Genomic DNA, 19,301 nt, shown 5'->3' with positions numbered 1-19,301 from the left:
CGCTCGAGGTCATCGAGATCCAGTCCGGTAGCTACCTTGGGGAGGACGATATCGTGCGCTTCGAGGACGTATATGACAGGGTACAGCAAGGGTAACAAGGATCAGCATATGGAACAGAAAGTACGCAAGGCAGTATTTCCCGTGGCCGGTCTCGGTACGCGCTTCCTGCCGGCGACCAAGGCCAATCCGAAGGAAATGCTTACCATCGTTGACAAGCCGCTCATCCAGTATGCCGCGGAAGAGGCCGTGAATGCGGGCATCGACGAGCTGGTGTTCGTCACCAGCAGCAGCAAGCGTGCCATCGAGGACCACTTCGACAAGAACTACGAGCTGGAGGCGGAGCTGGAGCGCAAGGGCAAGCACAACCTGCTGAAGATCGTGCGCGAGGTGGTGCCGCCGCATGTGGCCTGCGTCTACGTGCGCCAGCCCGAGGCGCTCGGTCTGGGCCATGCCGTGCTGTGCGCGAAACCGGTGGTCGGCAACGAGCCGTTCGCCGTGATCCTCGCCGATGACCTCATCCACACCGGCAAGAACTGCGTGCTCGGTCAGATGCTGTCGGTTTTCAACGACCGCAACTGCAGCATCCTCGGGGTCGAGGAAGTGCCCCGCGACGAGACCGACAAGTACGGCATCGTCGACCCGGAGGAATCCGAAGGCCGCATCACGAAACTGAAGAGCATCGTCGAGAAACCCAAGCCGTCGGAAGCGAGTTCCAACCTGGCCGTGGTCGGGCGCTATGTCCTGACCCCGACGATCTTCAGGCATCTCGAGACCATTCCGCGCGGTGCCGGCGGCGAGATCCAGCTGACCGACGCCATCCAGTGCCTGCTGCAGAACGAGGTGGTGCTGGCCTACAAGTTCGAGGGCAAGCGCTACGATTGCGGCAGCAAGCTCGGCTATCTGCAGGCGACCGTGGAATATGCGCTGCTGCACCCGGACCTGCGCGAGCCGTTCCTGGAATACCTGGTGACCGAATTCGGTCAGCGTGCGAAGAAGTTCCTGCGCGCGATCAACGACTGAGGCGCGGGGATTGCACACGGCACCGCGGCAGCGGCGCGCGGGTGCCGGCAATCCCTAGCAGACAGGCCACCCCTGCGGGTGGCCTGTTGCATTCCGCCGCCGGTCACGTCTGACAGCGGCGCGCCGCTGTCAGACCCTGTCCATGATCATGATGGCGACCGGCGTGATTGCCGCAAGCAGGATGATTGCGCCACAGACAGACGTGCAGATCGTGCGTGCCATAGCCATGCCTCCTATTTGCAGATTCTCATTCCTGGATATTGGGTTGCTCCGGCAGTTACCGACCCGCGCACCCGGCCGGATCGGGCCGTGGCCTTGATATAGGTCAATCCGGGCGGATTTCAAGTCCTGCGCGTGACGTGGGCGGGCGCGCGCCGCCGCCGGTCCATGCCGGGTCGCGCTAGCTGCCAGGGGGATGCCGGCAGGCTGCTCGATGAGCTGGCCCCGGGCGGGTCCGGGCAGCCGCTGCAATGCTCAACAGATGCCTTCGGTCGCCGACGTGCCCAGCCAGAACCCCAGGTTCTTGTCGAGAAACTCATGCCACGGCATGTAATGGGAGCCGTCGCAGGAGAAGGTCAGCCCGATGAGGCCATTGAAGATATTGAGCATCCCCGAGCGCAGGTAGAGGGTTTCGTCCATGAACCTGAGGTCACGGAAACAGCGGAGTATCTTGATGACGGCATCCTGCGGGATCTCGGCATCGACAGGATAGTCCCGCCGCGGATAGGCCAGGCACAGATCCGGGTTGCTGAGTTCATCGATGCCATGGATGCGAAAACGAAACGGGTCCTCCACCGACCAGAGGGTGGCACGGGAACTGGAGAAGTGCAGCTTGGCGTGGAAAATGCCGTTGATCGTGATCAGTTCGGCGAGCAGGTCCAGCACCAGGTCGATGCGTTCGTCCATCGGGCTGGTCGCCCGCGCCTGGTGGAACAGGCCGGAGCGGATGGCCGGGTCGCCCTTGAGCTGCATCCATTCACCCGGTTGCGTACTCAGCGCCTGCGTGGCAGGCAGCTCGCGCAGGTCGAAATCCGCCCCGAGATAACCGAGCAGTTGGCCGGTATCCGCACGGATGACCTGCACGGCCGTCAGCGAGGGGCGGCGGGCGTTGCGGCTGATATAGGCGTCTGAGAGCGAGAACGGCGTACCGGCGAGCGCTTCCGCCAGATAGGGTCGCTCGCTCCGGTCACGGCCGTAGTGCTCTTCCAGCAGGCCGGTGCGGGATGCGTTGGCGGTGATCTGCTGCGCATCCGCGTCGAGCAGGTAGAGGTACTTGCAGTAGGGCAGTTCGGCCAGCCCCGCCAGCAGGCGGGTCTCTAGCGCCTGTCGTTGCGGCCACAACCGCACGCAGTCTGCCGCGATCCGCAGCAGCGGCGCGGCCAGCCAGTCCTTCAGGATGCTGCGCTGACGGTCAATGGATTCCTGCAGTGTCTGATTCATGCGGCTGGCATCCGGTTGCGCTCGTCACGCCCGCTGCGGCCCGGGCGGTACGAAACCGCGTTTTGCATGTCGGCTATGCAGCAGGCAGCCACGCGTTGGGAGTCGTTGTTCCGATCAGCCGCCGGGCGGACGAGGATATGGAAATCGATGTACTGAAATGGCTCCCCGGGACGGGCTCGAACCGCCGACCTAGTGATTAACAGTCACCCGCTCTACCGACTGAGCTACCGGGGATCAGAGAACCTGTGAAGGGGCGCATCATACCGGCATTCCGGGTTTTCGGTCAACGCGCGCTTAGGCTTAGGCCTGATATTTCAGGGGCATCGGGGCGCTTGCCCGCTGCAGCCGCGGTTGCTCAGGCGTGCCCGGCCGGTATTCGACAGGCAGATGACCCGCGGCCGGGCGCGGTCGCGGCGATCGCAAAAGGTAAAGGAGGCATTCGCGCCGCCGCTGCTGCCGTCGGGCTGGAAGGCGATGTGGGTGCGCCGGTTGCCGGTATACAGCTCGATCCCGGCGCCCATGCGCGTGTCGGCCTGCAGCAGCGGTTCGTCCGGGTCGCGGATGTTATCCGCGCTGGCGAACAGCAGCCAGCCCTGCGGCCAGTCGCCCGCGGCGCCGCAGCGCTGCCGGTCCCGGCTCGGGCACAGGACCACCCGGCGCTCCTGCAGCACCGCCTCGCTGCGCGCCAGTGCGAGCGTGCTTGCGAGGTGGTTGACCGCGGTGACCATGCGTGCCTCCTGGACGAAGCGGGGCAGCGCGCTCGAGCCGCCCGCGATGAGGATCGCGGCCACGGCCAGCGTGACCAGCAACTCCAGCAGCGTCAGCCCGGTACGCCGGACGGCCATACCCGTGTCCACCCGCAACCTCCCCGCACCGGTTTGCGCGCGGTGTGCCGGCGGCGCCGGCGTGCCGGTACGGGTATAGTCTCGGCGGGCGATGCCACACCGACCAGCGGCCATAACCGTCCGGCCGGGTCGGGGCAGGGCGGTTCAGGCTGTCAGTGCCTTGCGCAGGCGCGCGAGCGCCTCGGTGAGCACATCCATTCCGGTCGCGAAGGAGAAGCGGACATAGCCGGGGGCGCCGAAGGCGGTGCCGGGCACCAGGGCCACGCCGGCGGCCTCCAGCAGGTGTTCGCTGAGCGCGACGTCGTCAGCGATGCCGTCGAGCCGGTCGATCACCGCCTGCACCTGCGGAAAGCAGTAGAAGGTACCGTCCGCGGGCAGGCAGTGCACGCCAGGGAGGGTGTTGAGTTCCCGGATCACGAAGTCGTGACGTTCGCGGAAGGCCTTGAGCATGGGCTGGATGCAGGACTGGTCGCCGTCCAGCGCCGCCTGGGCCGCGACCTGGGAGATCGAGGTCGGGTTGGAGGTGCTCTGCGACTGGATCTTCTTCATGGCCTTGATCAGCCCGGCCGGGCCGCCGGCGTAGCCGATGCGCCAGCCGGTCATCGCATAGGCCTTGGAGACGCCGTTGAGCACGATGGTGCGCTCGTACAGGTCGGGGCAGGCGTTCAGGATGTTGGCGAACGGCTCCTCGGTCCAGAGGATGTGTTCGTACATGTCGTCGGTGGCGATCAGCACGTGCGGGTGCCGGCGCAGGACCGCGCCGAGCGCGCCCAGCTCGGCCTTGCTGTAGGCCACGCCGGTCGGGTTCGACGGGCTGTTGATGACCACGATGCGCGTCTTGCGCGTGATCGCTGCTTCAAGCTGCTCGGGCGTGATCTTGAAGCGGGTCTCGACCCCGGTCGGCAGGGTCACCGGCGTGCCGTCGGCCAGCAGCACCATGTCGGGGTAGGAGACCCAGTAGGGCGCCGGGATGATCACCTCGTCGCCGCTGTTCAGGTAGGCCTGACACAGGTTGTAGAAGCTCTGCTTGCCGCCGCAGGATACCAGGATCTGGTCGGGCGCATAGTCCAGGCCGTTGTCGCGTTTGAACTTGGCTATAATCGCCTTTTTCAGGCCGGGCGTGCCGTCGACCGGCGTGTAGCGGGTGAAACCGTCATTGATGGCGGCAATCGCGGCCGCCCGGATGTGTTCGGGCGTGCCGAAATCCGGCTCTCCCGCACCGAGGCCGATGATATCGCGGCCGCTGGCACGCAGTTCGGCGACGCGCGCGGTGACTGCCAGGGTGGGAGAGGGTTTGACGCGGGCGACCCGGTCGGCGAGGGTAAGTGTGGCCACGGCCTTGTCCTGTAGATGACGAGCCCGTTTATCATACCCAACGGACGTCAATAGAAAAGAGTCGTGAGCGAACTATTCCAGCTACAGGCGCAGATACAGCCGGCCGGCGACCAGCCGCGGGCCATCGCCGCGCTCGTCGAGGGGCTGCGCGACGGGCTCTCGCACCAGATCCTGCTCGGCGTGACCGGCTCCGGCAAGACCTTCACCATCGCCAACGTCATCCAGCAGGTGCAGCGCCCCACCCTGGTGCTGGCGCCCAACAAGACGTTGGCCGCGCAGCTCTACGGCGAGCTGCGTGAGCTGTTCCCGGCCAACGCGGTCGAGTACTTCGTCTCCTACTACGATTACTACCAGCCGGAGGCCTACGTGCCGGCCTCGGACACCTACATCGAGAAGGACGCCTCGATCAACGAGCATATCGAGCAGATGCGGCTGTCGGCCACCAAGGCGCTGCTGGAGCGTCCGGATGCCATCATCGTCGCGACGGTGTCCGCGATCTACGGCCTGGGCGACCCGCGCGCCTACCTGCAGATGCTGCTGCACCTGGTGCGCGGCGAAAAGGCCGACCAGCGCACCATCCTGCGCCGCCTGGCCGAGCTGCAGTACACCCGCAACGAGCTCGAGCTGCACCGCGGTACCTACCGCGTGCGCGGCGAGGTCATCGATATCTACCCGGCCGAGTCGGACGGCGCGGCGGTGCGCGTGGAGCTGTTCGACGACGAGGTCGACGCCATCGCCTGGTTCGACCCGCTCACCGGCGAGGTGCAGCGCCGGGTGCCGCGCGTGACCATCTACCCGAAGACGCATTACGCCACGCCGCGCGAGGTGATCCTCGGCGCCATCGAGCAGATCAAGGAAGAGCTGCGTGCGCGGCTCGAGGCACTGCGCGCCGCCAGCAAGCTGGTCGAGGCGCAGCGCCTGGAACAGCGCACGCTGTACGATCTGGAGATGATGCACGAGCTGGGTTACTGCTCGGGTATCGAGAACTACTCGCGCTATCTGTCCGGACGCCAGGCCGGCGAGCCGCCGCCGACCCTGTTCGACTACCTGCCGTCCAACGCGCTGCTCGTGGTTGACGAGTCGCACGTCACCATCCCGCAGCTGGGCGGCATGTACCGCGGCGACCGTTCGCGCAAGGAGAACCTGGTCGAGTACGGTTTCCGGCTGCCGTCGGCGCTGGACAACCGGCCGCTGCGCTTCGACGAGTTCGAGGCGCTCGCACCGCAGACCGTGTTCACCTCGGCCACGCCCGGACCGTACGAGCAGGACCATGCCGGCGCGGTGGTCGAGCTGCTGATCCGGCCCACCGGCCTGGTCGACCCGGAGCTGGAGGTGCGGCCGGCCGCCTCCCAGGTCGACGACCTGCTCTCGGAGATCCGCGCACGCGTGGCGGCCGACGAGCGCGTGCTGGTGACCACCCTCACCAAGCGCATGGCGGAGGACCTGACCGACTACCTCGCCGAGCATGGCGTGCGCGTGCGCTACCTGCACTCCGATGTCGACACCGTCGAACGCGTCGAGATCATCCGCGACCTGCGCCTGGGCGAGTTCGACGTGCTGGTCGGCATCAACCTGCTGCGCGAGGGCCTGGACATGCCGGAGGTGTCGCTGGTCGCCATCCTCGACGCCGACAAGGAGGGTTTCCTGCGCTCCGACCGCTCGCTGATCCAGACCATCGGGCGCGCCGCGCGCAACCTGCACGGCAAGGCGATCCTCTATGCCGACCGGATGACCGGCTCCATGCGGCGCGCCATCGAGGAGACCGAGCGCCGGCGTGAGAAGCAGCTCGCCTACAACGCGGATCACGGCATCACGCCGCGCGGCATCCGCAAGGCGATCACCGACATCATGGAGGGCGCGCGCGGTCTGACCGGGTCGCCGGAAGGTTTCGCGCGGGTGGCCGGCGCGCTGATCGAGTACGAAAGCCTGTCCCCGGAGCAGCTCGCGCAGGAAGTCTCGCGGCTGGAGGCGGCCATGCACGAGCACGCCCGCAACCTGGAGTTCGAGGAGGCCGCGCGGCTGCGCGACCGCATCCGCGATATCGAGCTCGGCAACCTGGGGCTGACGGGATGAACGGTGTGCGCGGCTCCCGCATGCATTGCCGTTTCCGGCAGGAGCGCAGGTCTGCGCGAATGAACCCACCGCACGGGCCCGCGAACAGGTCGCCTCCCGTGAAACGGGATGGAACGGAATCCCGGATCGATCCGAATCCCTTGCAACCGGTCGGCGCTCCCGGTATCGTTCCTGGCTTCGCAGGCGCGTAGCTCAGTTGGTTAGAGCACCACCTTGACATGGTGGGGGTCGTTGGTTCGAGTCCAATCGCGCCTACCAGATTCTAGAAGGGGTCTGACCCCATTTTTGCATGGGGTCAGACCCCTTTTTTGTGGACCTACCATGTGGCCCCTCGTATCGGTCACCACTGGAGACAGCCATGCCGATCATCACCCTTCCCGATGGCAGCCGCCGTGAATTCCCGCAACCCGTCACCGTCCACGACGTGGCCGCCGCCATCGGCCCGGGTCTGGCCAAGGCCGCACTGGCCGGCCGGGTGGACGGGCGGCTGGTCGACACCAGCTTCCTGATCGCGCGCGATGCCGAGCTTGCCATCATCACCGGCAAGGACGCGGAGGCGCTGGAGCTGCTGCGCCACGATGCCGCGCACATCATGGCGCAGGCGGTGCAGGAGCTTTATCCGGGCACCCAGGTGACCATCGGCCCGGCCATCGAGAACGGCTTCTACTACGACTTCGCGCGCGCCACCCCTTTTACGCCGGACGACCTCGGCAAGATCGAGGCGCGCATGCACGAGATCGTCAAGCGCGACCTGCCGATCGTGCGCGAGGTGTGGGACCGGGCCGAGGCCATGCAGGTGTTCGGCGAGATCGGCGAGACCTACAAGGTCGAGATCATCGACGACATCATCCCGGAGGGCGAGGAAGTTTCGGTCTACCGCCAGGGCGACTGGTTCGACGTCTGCCGCGGCCCGCATCTGCCCAGTACCGGCAAGCTCGGCAAGGGCTTCAAGCTGATGAAACTGGCCGGCGCCTACTGGCGCGGCAACTCGGACAACGAGATGCTGCAGCGTATCTACGGCACCGCCTGGCGCGACAAAAAGGAGCTGGACGCCTACCTCAAGCGCCTGGAGGAGGCCGAGAAGCGCGACCACCGCAAGCTCGGCAAGGCGATGGGTCTGTTCCATACCCAGGAGGAGGCGCCGGGCATGGTCTTCTGGCACGATGCCGGCTGGCAGGTCTACCTGGTGATTCAGGACTACATCCGCGGCCGGCTGCGGCGCCACGGCTACCAGGAGGTGCATACCCCGCAGATCCTCGACCGCTCGCTGTGGGAGAAGTCCGGGCACTGGGAGAAGTTCCACGCCGACATGTTCACCACCGAGTCGGAGAGCCGGACCTACGCCATCAAGCCGATGAACTGCCCGGCCCATATCCAGATCTTCAACCAGGGCCTGAAAAGCTACCGCGACCTGCCGCTGCGGCTGGCCGAGTTCGGATCCTGTACCCGCAACGAACCCTCCGGCACCCTGCACGGGCTGATGCGGGTGCGTAACTTCGTGCAGGACGATGCCCACATCTTTTGCACCGAGAAGCAGATCGAGGCCGAGGTCTCGGACTTCATCGACTTACTGTACTCAGTCTATTCTGACTTTGGTTTTGAAGAAGTTAGCGTGAAATTCTCGACCCGGCCTGAGAATCGGGTCGGCGAGGACGCGTTGTGGGACAAGGCCGAGGCCGCGCTGCAGGCGGTGCTCGATGCCAAGCAGCTGAACTGGGAGCTGCAGCCCGGGGAGGGGGCCTTCTACGGCCCGAAGATAGAGTTCCAGCTCTGGGACTGCCTGGAACGGGTCTGGCAGCTCGGCACCATCCAGCTGGATTTTTCCATGCCGGGGCGGCTCGGGGCGCACTATATAGAGGAGGACGGCAGCAAGCAGGTGCCGGTCATGCTGCACCGCGCCATCCTCGGGTCGCTGGAGCGGTTCATCGGTATCCTGATCGAGCACCACGCCGGGTCGCTGCCGCTGTGGCTGGCGCCCACCCAGGCGGTGATCCTCAATATCACCGACAACCAGGCCGACTATGCCCGGCAGGTCGAAGAATCCTTGAGAAATCAGGGATTGAGGGTCAAATCCGACTTGAGAAATGAAAAGATCGGCTTTAAAATCCGCGAGCACACGTTAAGACGCGTTCCCTATCTGCTGGTAATCGGCGACCGGGAAGCGGAAGCAGGTACCGTGGCCGTGCGCACGCGAGGCGGTGCGGACCTGGGCAGTATGCCGCTCGAGCGGCTGGCCCGGAGTCTGCAAACCGAGGTAGCGAGCCACGGCCGTACTGTTTTGGAGGGTTAGCGTATCAGCGCGAAAAAGAACCACCACCGGATCAACGAGAAGATCCTCGCGCCCGAGATTCGGGTCATCGGACAGGATGGCCAGCAGGTCGGCGTCATGTCGGTCGATGCGGCAATGAGTCTTGCCAGCGAGGCCAACCTCGACCTGGTGGAGATCTCGCCGAATGCTGAGCCCCCGGTGTGCCGGATCATGGATTACGGCAAGTTCCGGTTTGAGGAGAACAAGAAGCTTCAGACCCAGCGCAAGAAAACGAAGCAGACCCAGGTCAAGGAAATCAAGTTCCGGCCGGGTACCGACATCGGTGACTACAAGATCAAGCTGAAAAAGCTGATCGAGTTCCTCGGTGAAGGTGACCGTACCAAGGTGACGCTGCGCTTCCGCGGCCGCGAGATGGCGCACCAGGAACTCGGTATGGAACTGCTGATGCGCGTGAAGGCGGACCTCGCGGAATTCGGGGTCGTGGAACAGGAACCAAAGATGGAAGGGCGCCTGATGGTCATGGTACTGGCGCCGAAGAAGCACAAGTGAAAGGGATCAATGGGGTCAGACTCGATTGATTTTGAGCTGGCAGATGGGTTGATTGCGAAAATCAATCGAGTCTGACCCCATTGATCCGGAATGACGAACAGAATCTAGTAATCTGGAGATGTACGGAAATGCCTAAACTGAAAACCAATCGTGGTGCTGCCAAGCGCTTCAAGAAGACCGGCTCCGGTGGCTTCAAGCGCGGCCAGTCGCACCTGCGTCACATCCTGACCAAGAAGAGCAGCAAGCGTAAACGCCAGCTCGGTTGCCCGGCCCACGTGCACGAGTCCGACGTGGCCATGGTGCGCCGCATGCTGCCCTTTGTCTGAATCCATAGTTCGAGGTAGTCAGTCATGCCAAGAGTCAAACGTGGGGTAACCGCCCATGCCCGGCACAAAAAGGTGCTGAACAAGGCGAAGGGTTACTACGGCGCGCGCAGCAAGGTCTATCGTGTTGCCAAGCAGGCCGTCATCAAGGCCGGTCAGTATGCCTATCGCGACCGGCGCCAGAAGAAGCGCCAGTTCCGTGCGCTGTGGATCGCGCGCATCAACGCCGCGGCCCGCGACAACGGCCTGTCCTACAGCCGCCTGATCGACGGCCTGAACAAGGCCAACATCGAGATCGACCGCAAGGTGCTCGCCGATCTGGCCGTATTCGATGCAGCCGGCTTCAGCGCGCTGGCAGACCAGGCCAGGGCCGGATTGTCTGCATAAGCCCCGCCTGCAGACGTAAACCGCAAGGGGAAGGACGCGAGTCTTTCCCCTTTTTGTTGCAGCCGCGGCGGCTGGCGGGATAAGAGCACCTGCATCGGGCCGGCGGCGCCGCTGCCGCACCGCGCTGCGGTAGAATCGACCAACAACGAACAGCAACAGGGAGCCCCGTCAGGTGAACAGCCTGGACGAACTCGAACAGCAGGCCCTGCAGGACATCGCGGCGGCGGCGGATGCCGGCGTGCTCGAGGACGTACGCGTGCGTTACCTCGGCAAGAAGGGGCTGCTCACGGAACAGCTCAAGCAGCTGGGCCAGCTGCCGGCGACGGAGCGCCCGGCGGCCGGCCAGGAAATCAATCGTGTCAAGCAACGCGTCCAGGGCGAGCTCGACGCGCGGCGCGCGGCGCTGCAGGCTGCCGCGCTGGACGCCCAGCTAGCCGGCGAACGCATCGATGTCACCCTGCCGGGGCGCGGCCAGGCCGGCGGCGGCCTGCATCCGGTGACCTTGACCATGCGCCGCATCGAGGCGCTGTTCCGGCCGCTCGGTTTCACCGTGGACGAGGGACCGGAGATCGAGGACGATCACCACAATTTCGGCGCGCTGAACATCCCGGATCACCACCCGGCGCGCGCCATGCACGACACCTTCTACTTCGACGCGCACACGCTGCTGCGTACGCACACCTCGCCGGTGCAGGTGCGGGTCATGGAGGAGCGCGCACCGCCGCTGCGCGTTATCGCGCCGGGGCGCGTCTACCGCTGCGACTCGGACCTGACCCATACCCCGATGTTCCACCAGGTCGAGGGCCTGGTGGTGGATGAACAGGTGAGTTTCGCCAACCTGCGCGGCCTGCTGTATGCCTTCCTGCGCGCCTTCTTCGAACGCGACGATCTCGACGTCCGCTTCCGGCCGTCGTATTTCCCGTTCACCGAGCCGTCGGCCGAGGTGGATATCCAGTGCGTGATCTGCTCGGGCAGCGGCTGCCGCGTGTGCAAGCACAGCGGCTGGCTCGAGATCCTGGGCTGCGGCATGGTGCACCCGCGCGTGTTCGAGAATGTCGGCATCGACAACGAGCGCTACACCGGCTTTGCCTTCGGCATGGGCGTCGAGCGCATGGCCATGCTGCGTTACGGGGTAAATGATTTAAGGCTGTTCTTCGAGAACGACCTGACGTTCCTGGAACAGTTTAATTAGCGGATTTGCCACAGAGCGCGCAAAGAACACGGAAAGAGATTATTTTGCAAGGTTCTCGTTCAACCACCGTGGCATAACAGTTCGTACGTCATTCCCGCCCAAACGGGAACCCAGCCTCATAGAGAGGCACACGCTGCGGGGCTGGGTCCCCGCCGGCGCGGGGACGAGGGGGGCGATGCAGTATTGTCTTGCTCTGTGTTCTCTATGCCCTCTGTGGCAAAGGTTTAGATAGAAGATGAAATTCAGCGAACAATGGCTGCGTACCTGGGTTGACCCGGAGCTCACGACCGACGAACTGGTCGCCCAGCTCACCATGGCGGGGCTGGAGGTGGATGCCGTCGAGCGTCCCGGCGCCGGTCTGGCCGACCTGCGGGTCGGCGAGGTCGTGGCGCTCACGCCGCATCCCGACGCCGACAAGCTGCGCGTATGCACTGTGTCGCTGGGCGCAGGCGAGCCACTGCAGGTGGTTTGCGGCGCGCCCAACGTCGCCGTCGGCGGCAAGTATCCGCTCGCGCCGGTCGGGGCGAAGCTGCCCGGCGACCTGAAGATCAAGAAGAGCAAGCTGCGCGGTGTGGAATCGTTCGGCATGCTCTGTTCCGCCAGGGAGCTGGGCCTCAGCGAGGACAGCGCGGGTCTGATGGAGCTGCCGGCATCTGTCAGCACCGGCCAGCCGCTGGTCGCGGCGCTCGGCCTCGACGACGCGCTGATCGAGATCGACCTTACGCCAAACCGCGGCGACTGCCTCGGCATCGAGGGCATCGCGCGCGAGGTCGGCACGCTCACGCGCACGCCGGTGCAGCCCGTGACGATCGCCCCCGTCCCTGCGGCCGGTGCCGACACCTTCGCGGTCGATGTGCAGGCGCCGCGGGCCTGTCCGCGCTATCTCGGCCGCGTGCTGCGCGGTGTGCGTGCGGATGCCGGCACGCCGCTGTGGATGCAGGAACGGCTGCGGCGCAGCGGCCTGCGCAGCCTGGGCCCGCTGGTGGACGTGACCAACTATGTGATGCTCGAACTGGGCCAGCCCATGCATGCCTTCGATCTCGCGCGGCTGTCCGGCGGTATCCGCGTGCGCTTCGCGCAGGCGGGCGAGCGGCTCACGCTGCTGGACGAACGCGAGATCGAACTTGATGGCGAGACCCTGGTCATCGCCGATCACGACAAGGTGCTGGCCATTGCCGGCGTCATGGGCGGGCTGGACTCCGGCGTGGGCGCAACGACCGTGGACCTGTTCCTGGAGTGCGCGTTCTTCCCGCCCGCGACGATCGCCGGGATCGCACGCCGTTACGCCATGCACACCGATTCCGCGCACCGCTTCGAGCGCGGTGTCGATCCGCAGCTGCAGGCGCGCGCCATCGAGCGCGCCACGGCGTTGCTGCTCGAGATCTGCGGCGGCACGGCCGGGCCGGTTACCGAACAGGTGGCGGCGGAGCAGCTGCCGCCGCGCGAGGTGATTCACCTGCGCCAGGCGCGCATCGCCCGCCTGCTCGGGCTGCAGCCGGCCGCGGCCGAGGTGGAGGAAATCCTGCAGCGCCTGGGCATGCGCATCGAGACACAGGATGCGACTGGCTGGCACGTGCTGCCGCCGTCGTTCCGCTTCGACATCGCGCTCGAGGCGGACCTGATCGAGGAGATCGGGCGCATCTACGGCTACAACCGCCTGCCCAGCGAGCCCATGCACGGTAGCCTCGGTCTGCTGCCGCTGCCGGAGACCGCGCGCAGTGTCGAACACTACGGCGACCTGCTGGTGGCGCGCGGATTTCAGGAGGTCGTCACCTACAGCTTCGTCGACCCGCAACTGCAGCAGGCGGTGCAGCCCGCGCGCGCGGCGGTCATGCTGGCCAACCCGCTGTCCGCGGAGATGGCCGCCATGCGCACCAGCCTGTGGCCGGGACTGCTGCGGGCGGTGCAGCACAATCGCAATCGTCAGAAGACGCGCGTGCGCCTGTTCGAGTACGGGCTGCGCTTCTGGCGCGAGTCCGGCGACATCCAGCAGGAACCGGTGCTGGGCGGTATCGTGGCCGGGTCTCGACTGCCCGAACACTGGGACGGCAAGGCCCGGCCGGTCGATTTCTACGACCTCAAGCGAGACGTCGAGGCCCTGCTGGCGCGGGCCGGGGGCGACTTCCGCTTCGTGGCGGACACCCACCCGGCACTGCATCCGGGCCAGTGCGCGGCGATCCGCCAGGATGCGGTCACGGTCGGCTGGCTCGGCCGCCTGCATCCGCAGCTGGCTCAGCAGCTGGATCTCGACGCGGCGACCTGCCTGTTCGAGCTGGACTACGCGGTGCTGGCGCGCGGCACGCTGGCGCGTTTTGCCCCGATCTCGCGCTTCCCCTCGATCCGCCGCGACCTGGCGCTGGTGGTCGACGCTGACATCGCGGCCGAGGCCGTGCTGGCAGAGGTTCGCGCCGCGGCGGGCGAGCTGCTGCGGGAGCTGGTGATTTTTGACGTCTATCAGGGGCAGGGAGTAGAAAAGGGGCGAAAAAGCATGGCTTTCGGCTTGATTCTACAGGATAATTCCCGCACACTAACCGAGCAGGACATCGAGGGCGCGGTCGGCAGAATCACCGCCCGGCTCGGGGAGACACTTGGGGCATCACTGAGAGAGTAACGCTATGGCACTAACCAAAGCCGACATGGCAGAAAAGCTGTTCGAGGAACTGGGTTTGAACAAGCGCGAGGCCAAGGAACTGGTCGAACTCTTTTTCGAGGAAATCCGCGCGGCGCTGGAGGGCGGGCGCCAGGTGAAACTGTCCGGGTTCGGGAATTTCGATCTGCGGGAAAAGAACGAGCGTCCCGGCCGCAACCCCAAAACGGGGGAGGAAATCCCCATCTCCGCACGACGCGTCGTCACCTTCCGTTCCGGTCAAAAACTCAAGGCGAGGGTAGAGGCGTATGCTGGAAGCGAGCAATAACAACGAACTTCCAGTCATCCCCGGCAAGCGCTATTTCACCATCGGCGAGGTGAGCGATCTGTGCGGCGTCAAGCCGCACGTGCTGCGTTACTGGGAGCAGGAATTTCCGCAACTGAAGCCGGTCAAGCGCCGCGGCAACCGCCGTTACTACCAGCGCCAGGATGTGCTGATGATCCGCCAGATCCGCAGCCTGCTGTACGAGCAGGGGTTTACCATCGGCGGCGCACGCCAGAAGATGTCAGGCGAGGAGGCCCGGGAAGACGTCACCCAGAGCCAGCAGATCGTGCACCAGATCCGCGTCGAACTCGAGGACGTGCTGCATCTGCTGAAGCGGTAACCGCGGCCGCGTCGGTATATAATCCTAACCGTTTCCACGGGGCGTAGCGCAGCCTGGTAGCGCACCTGCATGGGGTGCAGGTGGTCGGAGGTTCAAATCCTCGCCCCGACCAATCACACAAAATGAAAAGGCCTCTTACCCTGCGGTGGAGGCCTTTTCATTTTGTGTGAGCGTGTGGAAGCTGGGACCGAGACAGTGGTTCACAAAATTTGTCTGGAACAAATTTTAAACAGCGCGTAGCGGCGGTCACGAGGCATGGCGGACAGGAACGTTCGCCATAAATCCTTTCACCCCGACAACTATCCTCGTTATTGCGAGGCCGCCGCAGGCGGCCGTGGCAATCTGCGGATCGAGCGCCTGACCGGGGAGTTTGCGTCGGCCTATCGCGGCCTCCGGTCTCGTGGTCCTCGCGATGGCGGGAATGAACGTGCATCGCGCGGCCCACAGGTCAGGGACGTCTGGCCGCAAATGCCCTGACCCCGACCCATTTTAAACAGCAAGTAGAAAACGCAATGTAGATTGTATCTGCGTGCTTCGCAGCGATCAGCGCTTGCGGTTCCCAGACTGCCGGGAAGCCCGATCGGAAGAATCGGCTAACGACGTCGTGTCCTGGTACGGTCAGGCGCATTTATCGGTCTTGGCCTGTTGGTGCTCGGTGTTGCTGCTACGGCCGGCACGTGGAAGACATCGTCCTGTATTTCGTCGGCAATGCCGGTGTTGCGCCGAATGATGTCTGAGAGCCGGCTGTTGTTCACCAGTTGCTGATCGCCTTTCGACAGGGTGCGTTCGTACCAGAAGCGATCACCATCGCGCAGGGCGGTGAATTGCCGCACCAACACGGCATGGATCAGTTCTCCCACCAGTGCGCCCGGCAGGTGATCTTCAGCCAGTCCACCGATCCAAGCATCCACGTCCGCGATCGAGTCGTTGTATGCGGCCCTGAGCCGTTCCTGGATCGCGGGATCGCCGCTGATTCCTGTGAAGCCCGACTGCGGGGACAGACCCATCGCCTCCCGTGCGGTGTTGTAGTCGGGCAGGCCGTGATCCCGTCCACGCGTGAGATTGAGCGCTACCAGGTCGAAACCACCCTGGCCAGGCGCGCCAAACAGGAAGTTGCGTACATCGTCGATGACAAATGGATCGATCTCCTGATGCCGCTGCGTGGCGAGACCGCGCAGATAGGGCTCCAGTCCACCTGCCTTGGCGATCGCGCTGGGGGAGAAGAAGGCATCACGCAGGGCGAGGTTGCCGGCGGCGATGGGATTGCCGTCCACGTCCAGACGCAGCAGGGTGGGGCTGAGCGCACTGTGACCGAAGCGGAAGCTGGCGGTGGAGAACAGGTTGGCGATGCCGGCGTCGACCCGGCTGTCGTAGCCGGTATAGGGTGGCAACGCGTCCTTTCCAAGGAGGACCGGGATAAATTCGCGGTAGGTGATGGCCTGCATCATCGCACCCACCAGCCGCCGTGCCCGCTGGTAGATCTGCTCGTCCGACAAACCCGGATTCACCGCGGCAATCTGCTGCGCCAGCCGGTTATGCTCCCGCACGAACAGCGTGTGCATGACAGTCAGCGAAACTTGCTCGTTGGCGCGTACATCGCCGGCCAGGAACAAGTCGGCACTGCTGCCGCCAGCATTCGGCAGGCCGGCGGTATTGAACGGCAGCAGGTCACCGGCACTGGTCTGCAGCCGTCCACTGCCGTCATTTGCCCGCAGTGCCGCTGCCCGATCGGCATCGGAGCCATACACATTCGAGGCATCGATCCAGGCGGTGATCTCGTTCAGTTGCTGTCTGGGCATATCGGAGCCCGTGGCGGTATCGTACAGGGAGCGGTTCATCGGCAGCGTCACGACGCCGCTGCCCGCTGGATCGAATTCGGGATCACCAGTGGGTATCGGAATGTGTATGAGTTCCGCCGGATCGGCACCGTCGGTGAGGTCGATGTCATGATCCAGAAACTGCCCCCACAGCCACAAGTAGTCGCTGGTCCGGCGCGAATTGGGAATGCCGCCGTCCTGGCTCGAGACGATATTGCTGATGCGCCTGGCGCTCGGGCGCAGCGGGCCTGCAGGTGCCGCAATCGCGTCGGCATAGGCGGCTGGAACCCAGCGCCGCAGCTGCGTGCCTGCAGCCCCCATGTCGGGTTGTCGAAGATTGTTCCCGCGACCGTCCAGGCGCCGGAAACCCGCCCCGGGATTGATCTCGGGCCGGGGTCTGTTCGGAGAACGTTGAATACGGAGGACCGGCGAGGTGCCCGGGTCGCGGGCACTGCGGTCTGCCTCGAGCAGCAGCTGCGCACCTTCCTGGGCGGGCAGGCTGCAGGTCGCAAAGACGGCGGCGGTCAGCAGGTATCGATGCTTCATGATTCATACCTCCATGCCGTCTGCGTCGCCTGCTTCCCCGGGGGTGCGATGACGCATGGCGGTGTATTACAAGGCAGCTCGCCAGATGCACATATCGGGAGTCTTGGTCCGGTGCTCAGAGCGAGTCCAGGAACTCCAGCAGCAGCGCTTGTTCCTCGGGTGAAAGTGCGTTGTATCGCCGCGTTACCGTGCTGGCCTGTCCCTGGTGACGCTGGATCGCTTCCTGGCGGGTAAATGTGAGTCCGTCATGCATCAATCGGTTCCGTGTCTGCAGACCCCACAGTGGTGCGGTGCGCATGGCGTTGGCCGTGTGCGCAAACTCGGGTGTCGGCTGCACCGGGATGCCATCCCCGGTTCCAACATCATGCAGCAGGAAATCGCTGTAGGGATGGATGACCTTGTTGCCGAGTGCCTCGGGTATTACGAATGTACCGCCGTTGATCGGTGTGCCGGGTGCGGCGGTGGCCAGTGATTCAGTGTGACACGTCTCGCAACCGATGCGCTTGAACACGGCCGCGCCCGCAAGCACGGTGTCGGTGATCTCGCCACGCGGTGGCGCCTTGGTCGAGCGCATGAAATCGGCGAACGCAATCACGTCGTCGCCGTCGTCCTCAGGATCCTGTACCGGATCGTACGCCGTGCCGTAGCCGACGGGCATGCCGCTCGAGGTGTTCTCCTCGGGCAGCAGTGGGCTGGTTATGCCCATTTCGTTGAGATAGGCATCGGCGGAAAACGATACCAGGCTCCCGTGCTGGCTCTTCCAGCCGAAGCGCCCGATGCGCGTTGTGCCCGGGGCTTCGAGCACGGGCGTTAGCACGGCGATGCCGCGCATGGCAGCAGGCTGCGCAGCGCGCAACCGCAGCAGGGTATCGTTCGAGAGCGCCTCGATGTAGCCGTCGCCGAGGGTACTCGTCGAGAGCCGGAAGGTACGGATAGTATCCTCGTAATAGACGTGCTCGACGATGTCGGCGTGCGTCGCGCGCGAGTGCACGAGAGAACCACCGAGCGATTCGAAGAACTCGTCACCATCGAGCCGTCCGGTACGGTGTTCGGCGACCTGGCTCGCACCGCCCGTGACCACGTTCTCGTGGCATTCGCGGCAGCTCTGCGCGTTGTAAACCGGACCGATGCCGTCCGCAACTGTTTCGACCTCCTCGAAGATAAAGCGGTTGTCATTGAACGAGCGCAGGGCGACGACGGTGTCCGCGTTGAGCGTTGCGTAATCCGGACCCTGCTCGAGGTAACCGTTGGTGAGATTGTCGTATCCCGTTGGCGCCTCGGAGAGGTTCTGGCTCACTGGCGCTTGCCGGCCGCCGCGCCGATTGTTCATGGCAGGCTCCTCGCTGGGTGCACTACGCCCAACCCGGAAGCGGTCGCGACGATCATTGGCATCGGCCTGTTCAAAGGCGATCAGTGTGCTCAAAGCAAAGCCTGCGGTGAGCGGTAGGAGTAAGGTCCGCATACAAATACCCCCTAATCAATCATGTTGTCTCTGTGCATTGCCAAATCGAGCTGGCTTCAATGCGCTGCTCTGCAAAGTCTTTGCAGGTTCCGTTCCGGTTGACGGTGTTGATGTGAATCAGACGGTTGCGTCCATAGCTGCGTGCTACGTCGTTACTGATCCACGACAATCCAGCCAAGCGATGGGCTGATCCGTTTAATGCAACTGCTGCTAGTGTCCTGTAAGCAGTCGGTTATGTCCGTGAACTGGTGCGTGAAATAACCTGTTACTCATGGGCGACAGTGGCGCAGCCCGGGTGCGGAGTGTTGGCGGTTTGCACGAATGTTGCGTGACTCCGAATAATGGAAGTCTGTTGATCTTGCATGGATCCGACATAGAGTGGATTTGGCAGCCGCTGTTCAGGCGAGACAGCCCCGGCTATGTTGATGCGCTGACCGCTGCATCAGCGGGTTGAAGCCGGTTACGCCGACGGTGTGTCGGCGGGCGCCTGCGCAACCGGGTCTGTTGCCCGCGGCAAGCAATCACGGGTCACGGAACTATCGTTTGCGAACTGAGTAGGATTATCACTCTAGCCCTGCTACGCGCTGTTGACTAAGCCGCCGCGTGTATTTATGTTTGCGACCTTATGCAGAACGGTATTGCGCACAGGCCTATCCTGCCCACCATGACACACTGGGTCCTCATCCTGGCGTTGCTGGTAGGGCAGTCGTTAGCGCTGGGTCATGATCACGGTGTGCACGCGGATGACGACGGCAGCTGCGCGTTGTGTCTTTACGCGCAGCAAACCGCGC

16 protein-coding genes and 3 tRNA genes are annotated in these 19,301 nt (G+C 64.5%); 13 read left to right on the top strand and 6 right to left on the bottom strand.

Going from position 1 to position 19,301, the window contains the following annotated elements; translation table 11 throughout:
• Both R3F42_03175 and galU read left to right on the top strand, forming a co-directional pair.
• Window positions 1–95: xanthan biosynthesis protein XanB (locus R3F42_03175; GenBank protein ID MEZ5541024.1), on the top strand; the 95-nt coding region annotated here is incomplete at its 5' end.
• 13 nt (window positions 96–108) lie between these two features.
• Entirely contained in the window at window positions 109–1,020 is a 912-nt protein-coding gene (gene galU / locus R3F42_03170) for a UTP--glucose-1-phosphate uridylyltransferase GalU (protein ID MEZ5541023.1), read from the top strand.
• Window positions 1,021–1,494: 474 nt separating this feature from the next.
• Here the strand turns inward: galU and R3F42_03165 are convergent, their stop codons facing one another.
• The 4 genes from R3F42_03165 to R3F42_03150 form a co-directional block, all read right to left on the bottom strand.
• Entirely contained in the window at window positions 1,495–2,460 is a 966-nt protein-coding gene (locus tag R3F42_03165) for a cache domain-containing protein (protein MEZ5541022.1), read from the bottom strand.
• A gap of 158 nt (window positions 2,461–2,618) precedes the next feature.
• Window positions 2,619–2,694, bottom strand: a tRNA-Asn gene (locus R3F42_03160).
• Between the two features lie 80 nt (window positions 2,695–2,774).
• Window positions 2,775–3,305, bottom strand: coding sequence for a GspH/FimT family pseudopilin (locus R3F42_03155; protein MEZ5541021.1), 531 nt, complete (start codon window positions 3,303–3,305; stop codon window positions 2,775–2,777).
• Between the two features lie 144 nt (window positions 3,306–3,449).
• On the bottom strand, window positions 3,450–4,640 hold the full coding sequence (locus R3F42_03150; protein MEZ5541020.1) for a pyridoxal phosphate-dependent aminotransferase: 1,191 nt from the start codon (window positions 4,638–4,640) through the stop codon (window positions 3,450–3,452).
• Window positions 4,641–4,703: 63 nt separating this feature from the next.
• Between R3F42_03150 and uvrB the strand changes: the two genes are divergently transcribed.
• From uvrB to R3F42_03095, 11 genes are all read left to right on the top strand, one after another.
• Complete coding sequence (uvrB, locus tag R3F42_03145; protein ID MEZ5541019.1) at window positions 4,704–6,713, top strand: excinuclease ABC subunit UvrB; 2,010 nt, start codon at window positions 4,704–4,706, stop codon at window positions 6,711–6,713.
• A gap of 181 nt (window positions 6,714–6,894) precedes the next feature.
• Window positions 6,895–6,971, top strand: a tRNA-Val gene (locus R3F42_03140).
• A 100-nt stretch (window positions 6,972–7,071) separates the two neighbouring features.
• Entirely contained in the window at window positions 7,072–9,003 is a 1,932-nt protein-coding gene (gene thrS, locus R3F42_03135) for a threonine--tRNA ligase (protein ID MEZ5541018.1), read from the top strand.
• 3 nt (window positions 9,004–9,006) lie between these two features.
• Window positions 9,007–9,531 carry a translation initiation factor IF-3 gene (gene infC / locus R3F42_03130; GenBank protein MEZ5541017.1) on the top strand — a complete coding sequence of 175 codons (525 nt, stop codon included), beginning with the start codon at window positions 9,007–9,009 and terminating at the stop codon, window positions 9,529–9,531.
• Window positions 9,532–9,659: 128 nt separating this feature from the next.
• On the top strand, window positions 9,660–9,857 hold the full coding sequence (rpmI, locus tag R3F42_03125; protein MEZ5541016.1) for a 50S ribosomal protein L35: 198 nt from the start codon (window positions 9,660–9,662) through the stop codon (window positions 9,855–9,857).
• A gap of 24 nt (window positions 9,858–9,881) precedes the next feature.
• The gene (gene rplT, locus R3F42_03120; protein MEZ5541015.1) at window positions 9,882–10,241 is read left to right on the top strand and encodes a 50S ribosomal protein L20; all 360 of its coding nucleotides are present in this window, start codon (window positions 9,882–9,884) and stop codon (window positions 10,239–10,241) included.
• 181 nt (window positions 10,242–10,422) lie between these two features.
• Window positions 10,423–11,433, top strand: coding sequence for a phenylalanine--tRNA ligase subunit alpha (gene pheS, locus R3F42_03115; GenBank protein MEZ5541014.1), 1,011 nt, complete (start codon window positions 10,423–10,425; stop codon window positions 11,431–11,433).
• 235 nt (window positions 11,434–11,668) lie between these two features.
• A complete protein-coding gene (gene pheT, locus R3F42_03110; protein ID MEZ5541013.1) occupies window positions 11,669–14,044 on the top strand; it encodes a phenylalanine--tRNA ligase subunit beta in 2,376 nt (791 codons plus the stop codon).
• A gap of 4 nt (window positions 14,045–14,048) precedes the next feature.
• Window positions 14,049–14,348, top strand: coding sequence for an integration host factor subunit alpha (gene ihfA, locus R3F42_03105; GenBank protein ID MEZ5541012.1), 300 nt, complete (start codon window positions 14,049–14,051; stop codon window positions 14,346–14,348).
• Window positions 14,329–14,685: a MerR family transcriptional regulator gene (locus tag R3F42_03100; protein ID MEZ5541011.1), complete on the top strand. Its 357-nt coding sequence runs from the start codon at window positions 14,329–14,331 to the stop codon at window positions 14,683–14,685. The genes ihfA and R3F42_03100 overlap by 20 nt, the downstream gene beginning before the upstream one ends.
• Window positions 14,686–14,722: 37 nt before the next feature.
• A tRNA-Pro gene (locus R3F42_03095) sits at window positions 14,723–14,797 on the top strand.
• Window positions 14,798–15,278: 481 nt separating this feature from the next.
• On the opposite strand, the gene R3F42_03090 is transcribed toward R3F42_03095, so the two are convergent.
• Complete coding sequence (locus R3F42_03090; GenBank protein MEZ5541010.1) at window positions 15,279–17,048, bottom strand: peroxidase family protein; 1,770 nt, start codon at window positions 17,046–17,048, stop codon at window positions 15,279–15,281.
• 115 nt (window positions 17,049–17,163) lie between these two features.
• Entirely contained in the window at window positions 17,164–18,378 is a 1,215-nt protein-coding gene (locus R3F42_03085; GenBank protein ID MEZ5541009.1) for a di-heme oxidoredictase family protein, read from the bottom strand.
• Window positions 18,379–19,301: the final 923 nt, after the last annotated feature.

Source organism: Pseudomonadota bacterium (assembly GCA_041395565.1).
Classification (GTDB): Bacteria; Pseudomonadota; Gammaproteobacteria; order UBA9214; family UBA9214; genus UBA9214.
This window is presented reverse-complemented; position numbering and strand designations above follow the sequence as displayed.

Coding starts and splice junctions, on each gene's coding strand:
- galU (MEZ5541023.1), top strand. CDS start 109: ATGGAACAGAAAGTACGCAAGGCAGTATTTCCCGTGGCCGGTCTCGGT.
- R3F42_03165 (MEZ5541022.1), bottom strand. CDS start 2,460: ATGAATCAGACACTGCAGGAATCCATTGACCGTCAGCGCAGCATCCTG.
- R3F42_03155 (MEZ5541021.1), bottom strand. CDS start 3,305: ATGGCCGTCCGGCGTACCGGGCTGACGCTGCTGGAGTTGCTGGTCACG.
- thrS (MEZ5541018.1), top strand. CDS start 7,072: ATGCCGATCATCACCCTTCCCGATGGCAGCCGCCGTGAATTCCCGCAA.
- rpmI (MEZ5541016.1), top strand. CDS start 9,660: ATGCCTAAACTGAAAACCAATCGTGGTGCTGCCAAGCGCTTCAAGAAG.
- rplT (MEZ5541015.1), top strand. CDS start 9,882: ATGCCAAGAGTCAAACGTGGGGTAACCGCCCATGCCCGGCACAAAAAG.
- pheT (MEZ5541013.1), top strand. CDS start 11,669: ATGAAATTCAGCGAACAATGGCTGCGTACCTGGGTTGACCCGGAGCTC.
- ihfA (MEZ5541012.1), top strand. CDS start 14,049: ATGGCACTAACCAAAGCCGACATGGCAGAAAAGCTGTTCGAGGAACTG.
- R3F42_03100 (MEZ5541011.1), top strand. CDS start 14,329: ATGCTGGAAGCGAGCAATAACAACGAACTTCCAGTCATCCCCGGCAAG.
- R3F42_03090 (MEZ5541010.1), bottom strand. CDS start 17,048: ATGAAGCATCGATACCTGCTGACCGCCGCCGTCTTTGCGACCTGCAGC.
- R3F42_03085 (MEZ5541009.1), bottom strand. CDS start 18,378: ATGAACAATCGGCGCGGCGGCCGGCAAGCGCCAGTGAGCCAGAACCTC.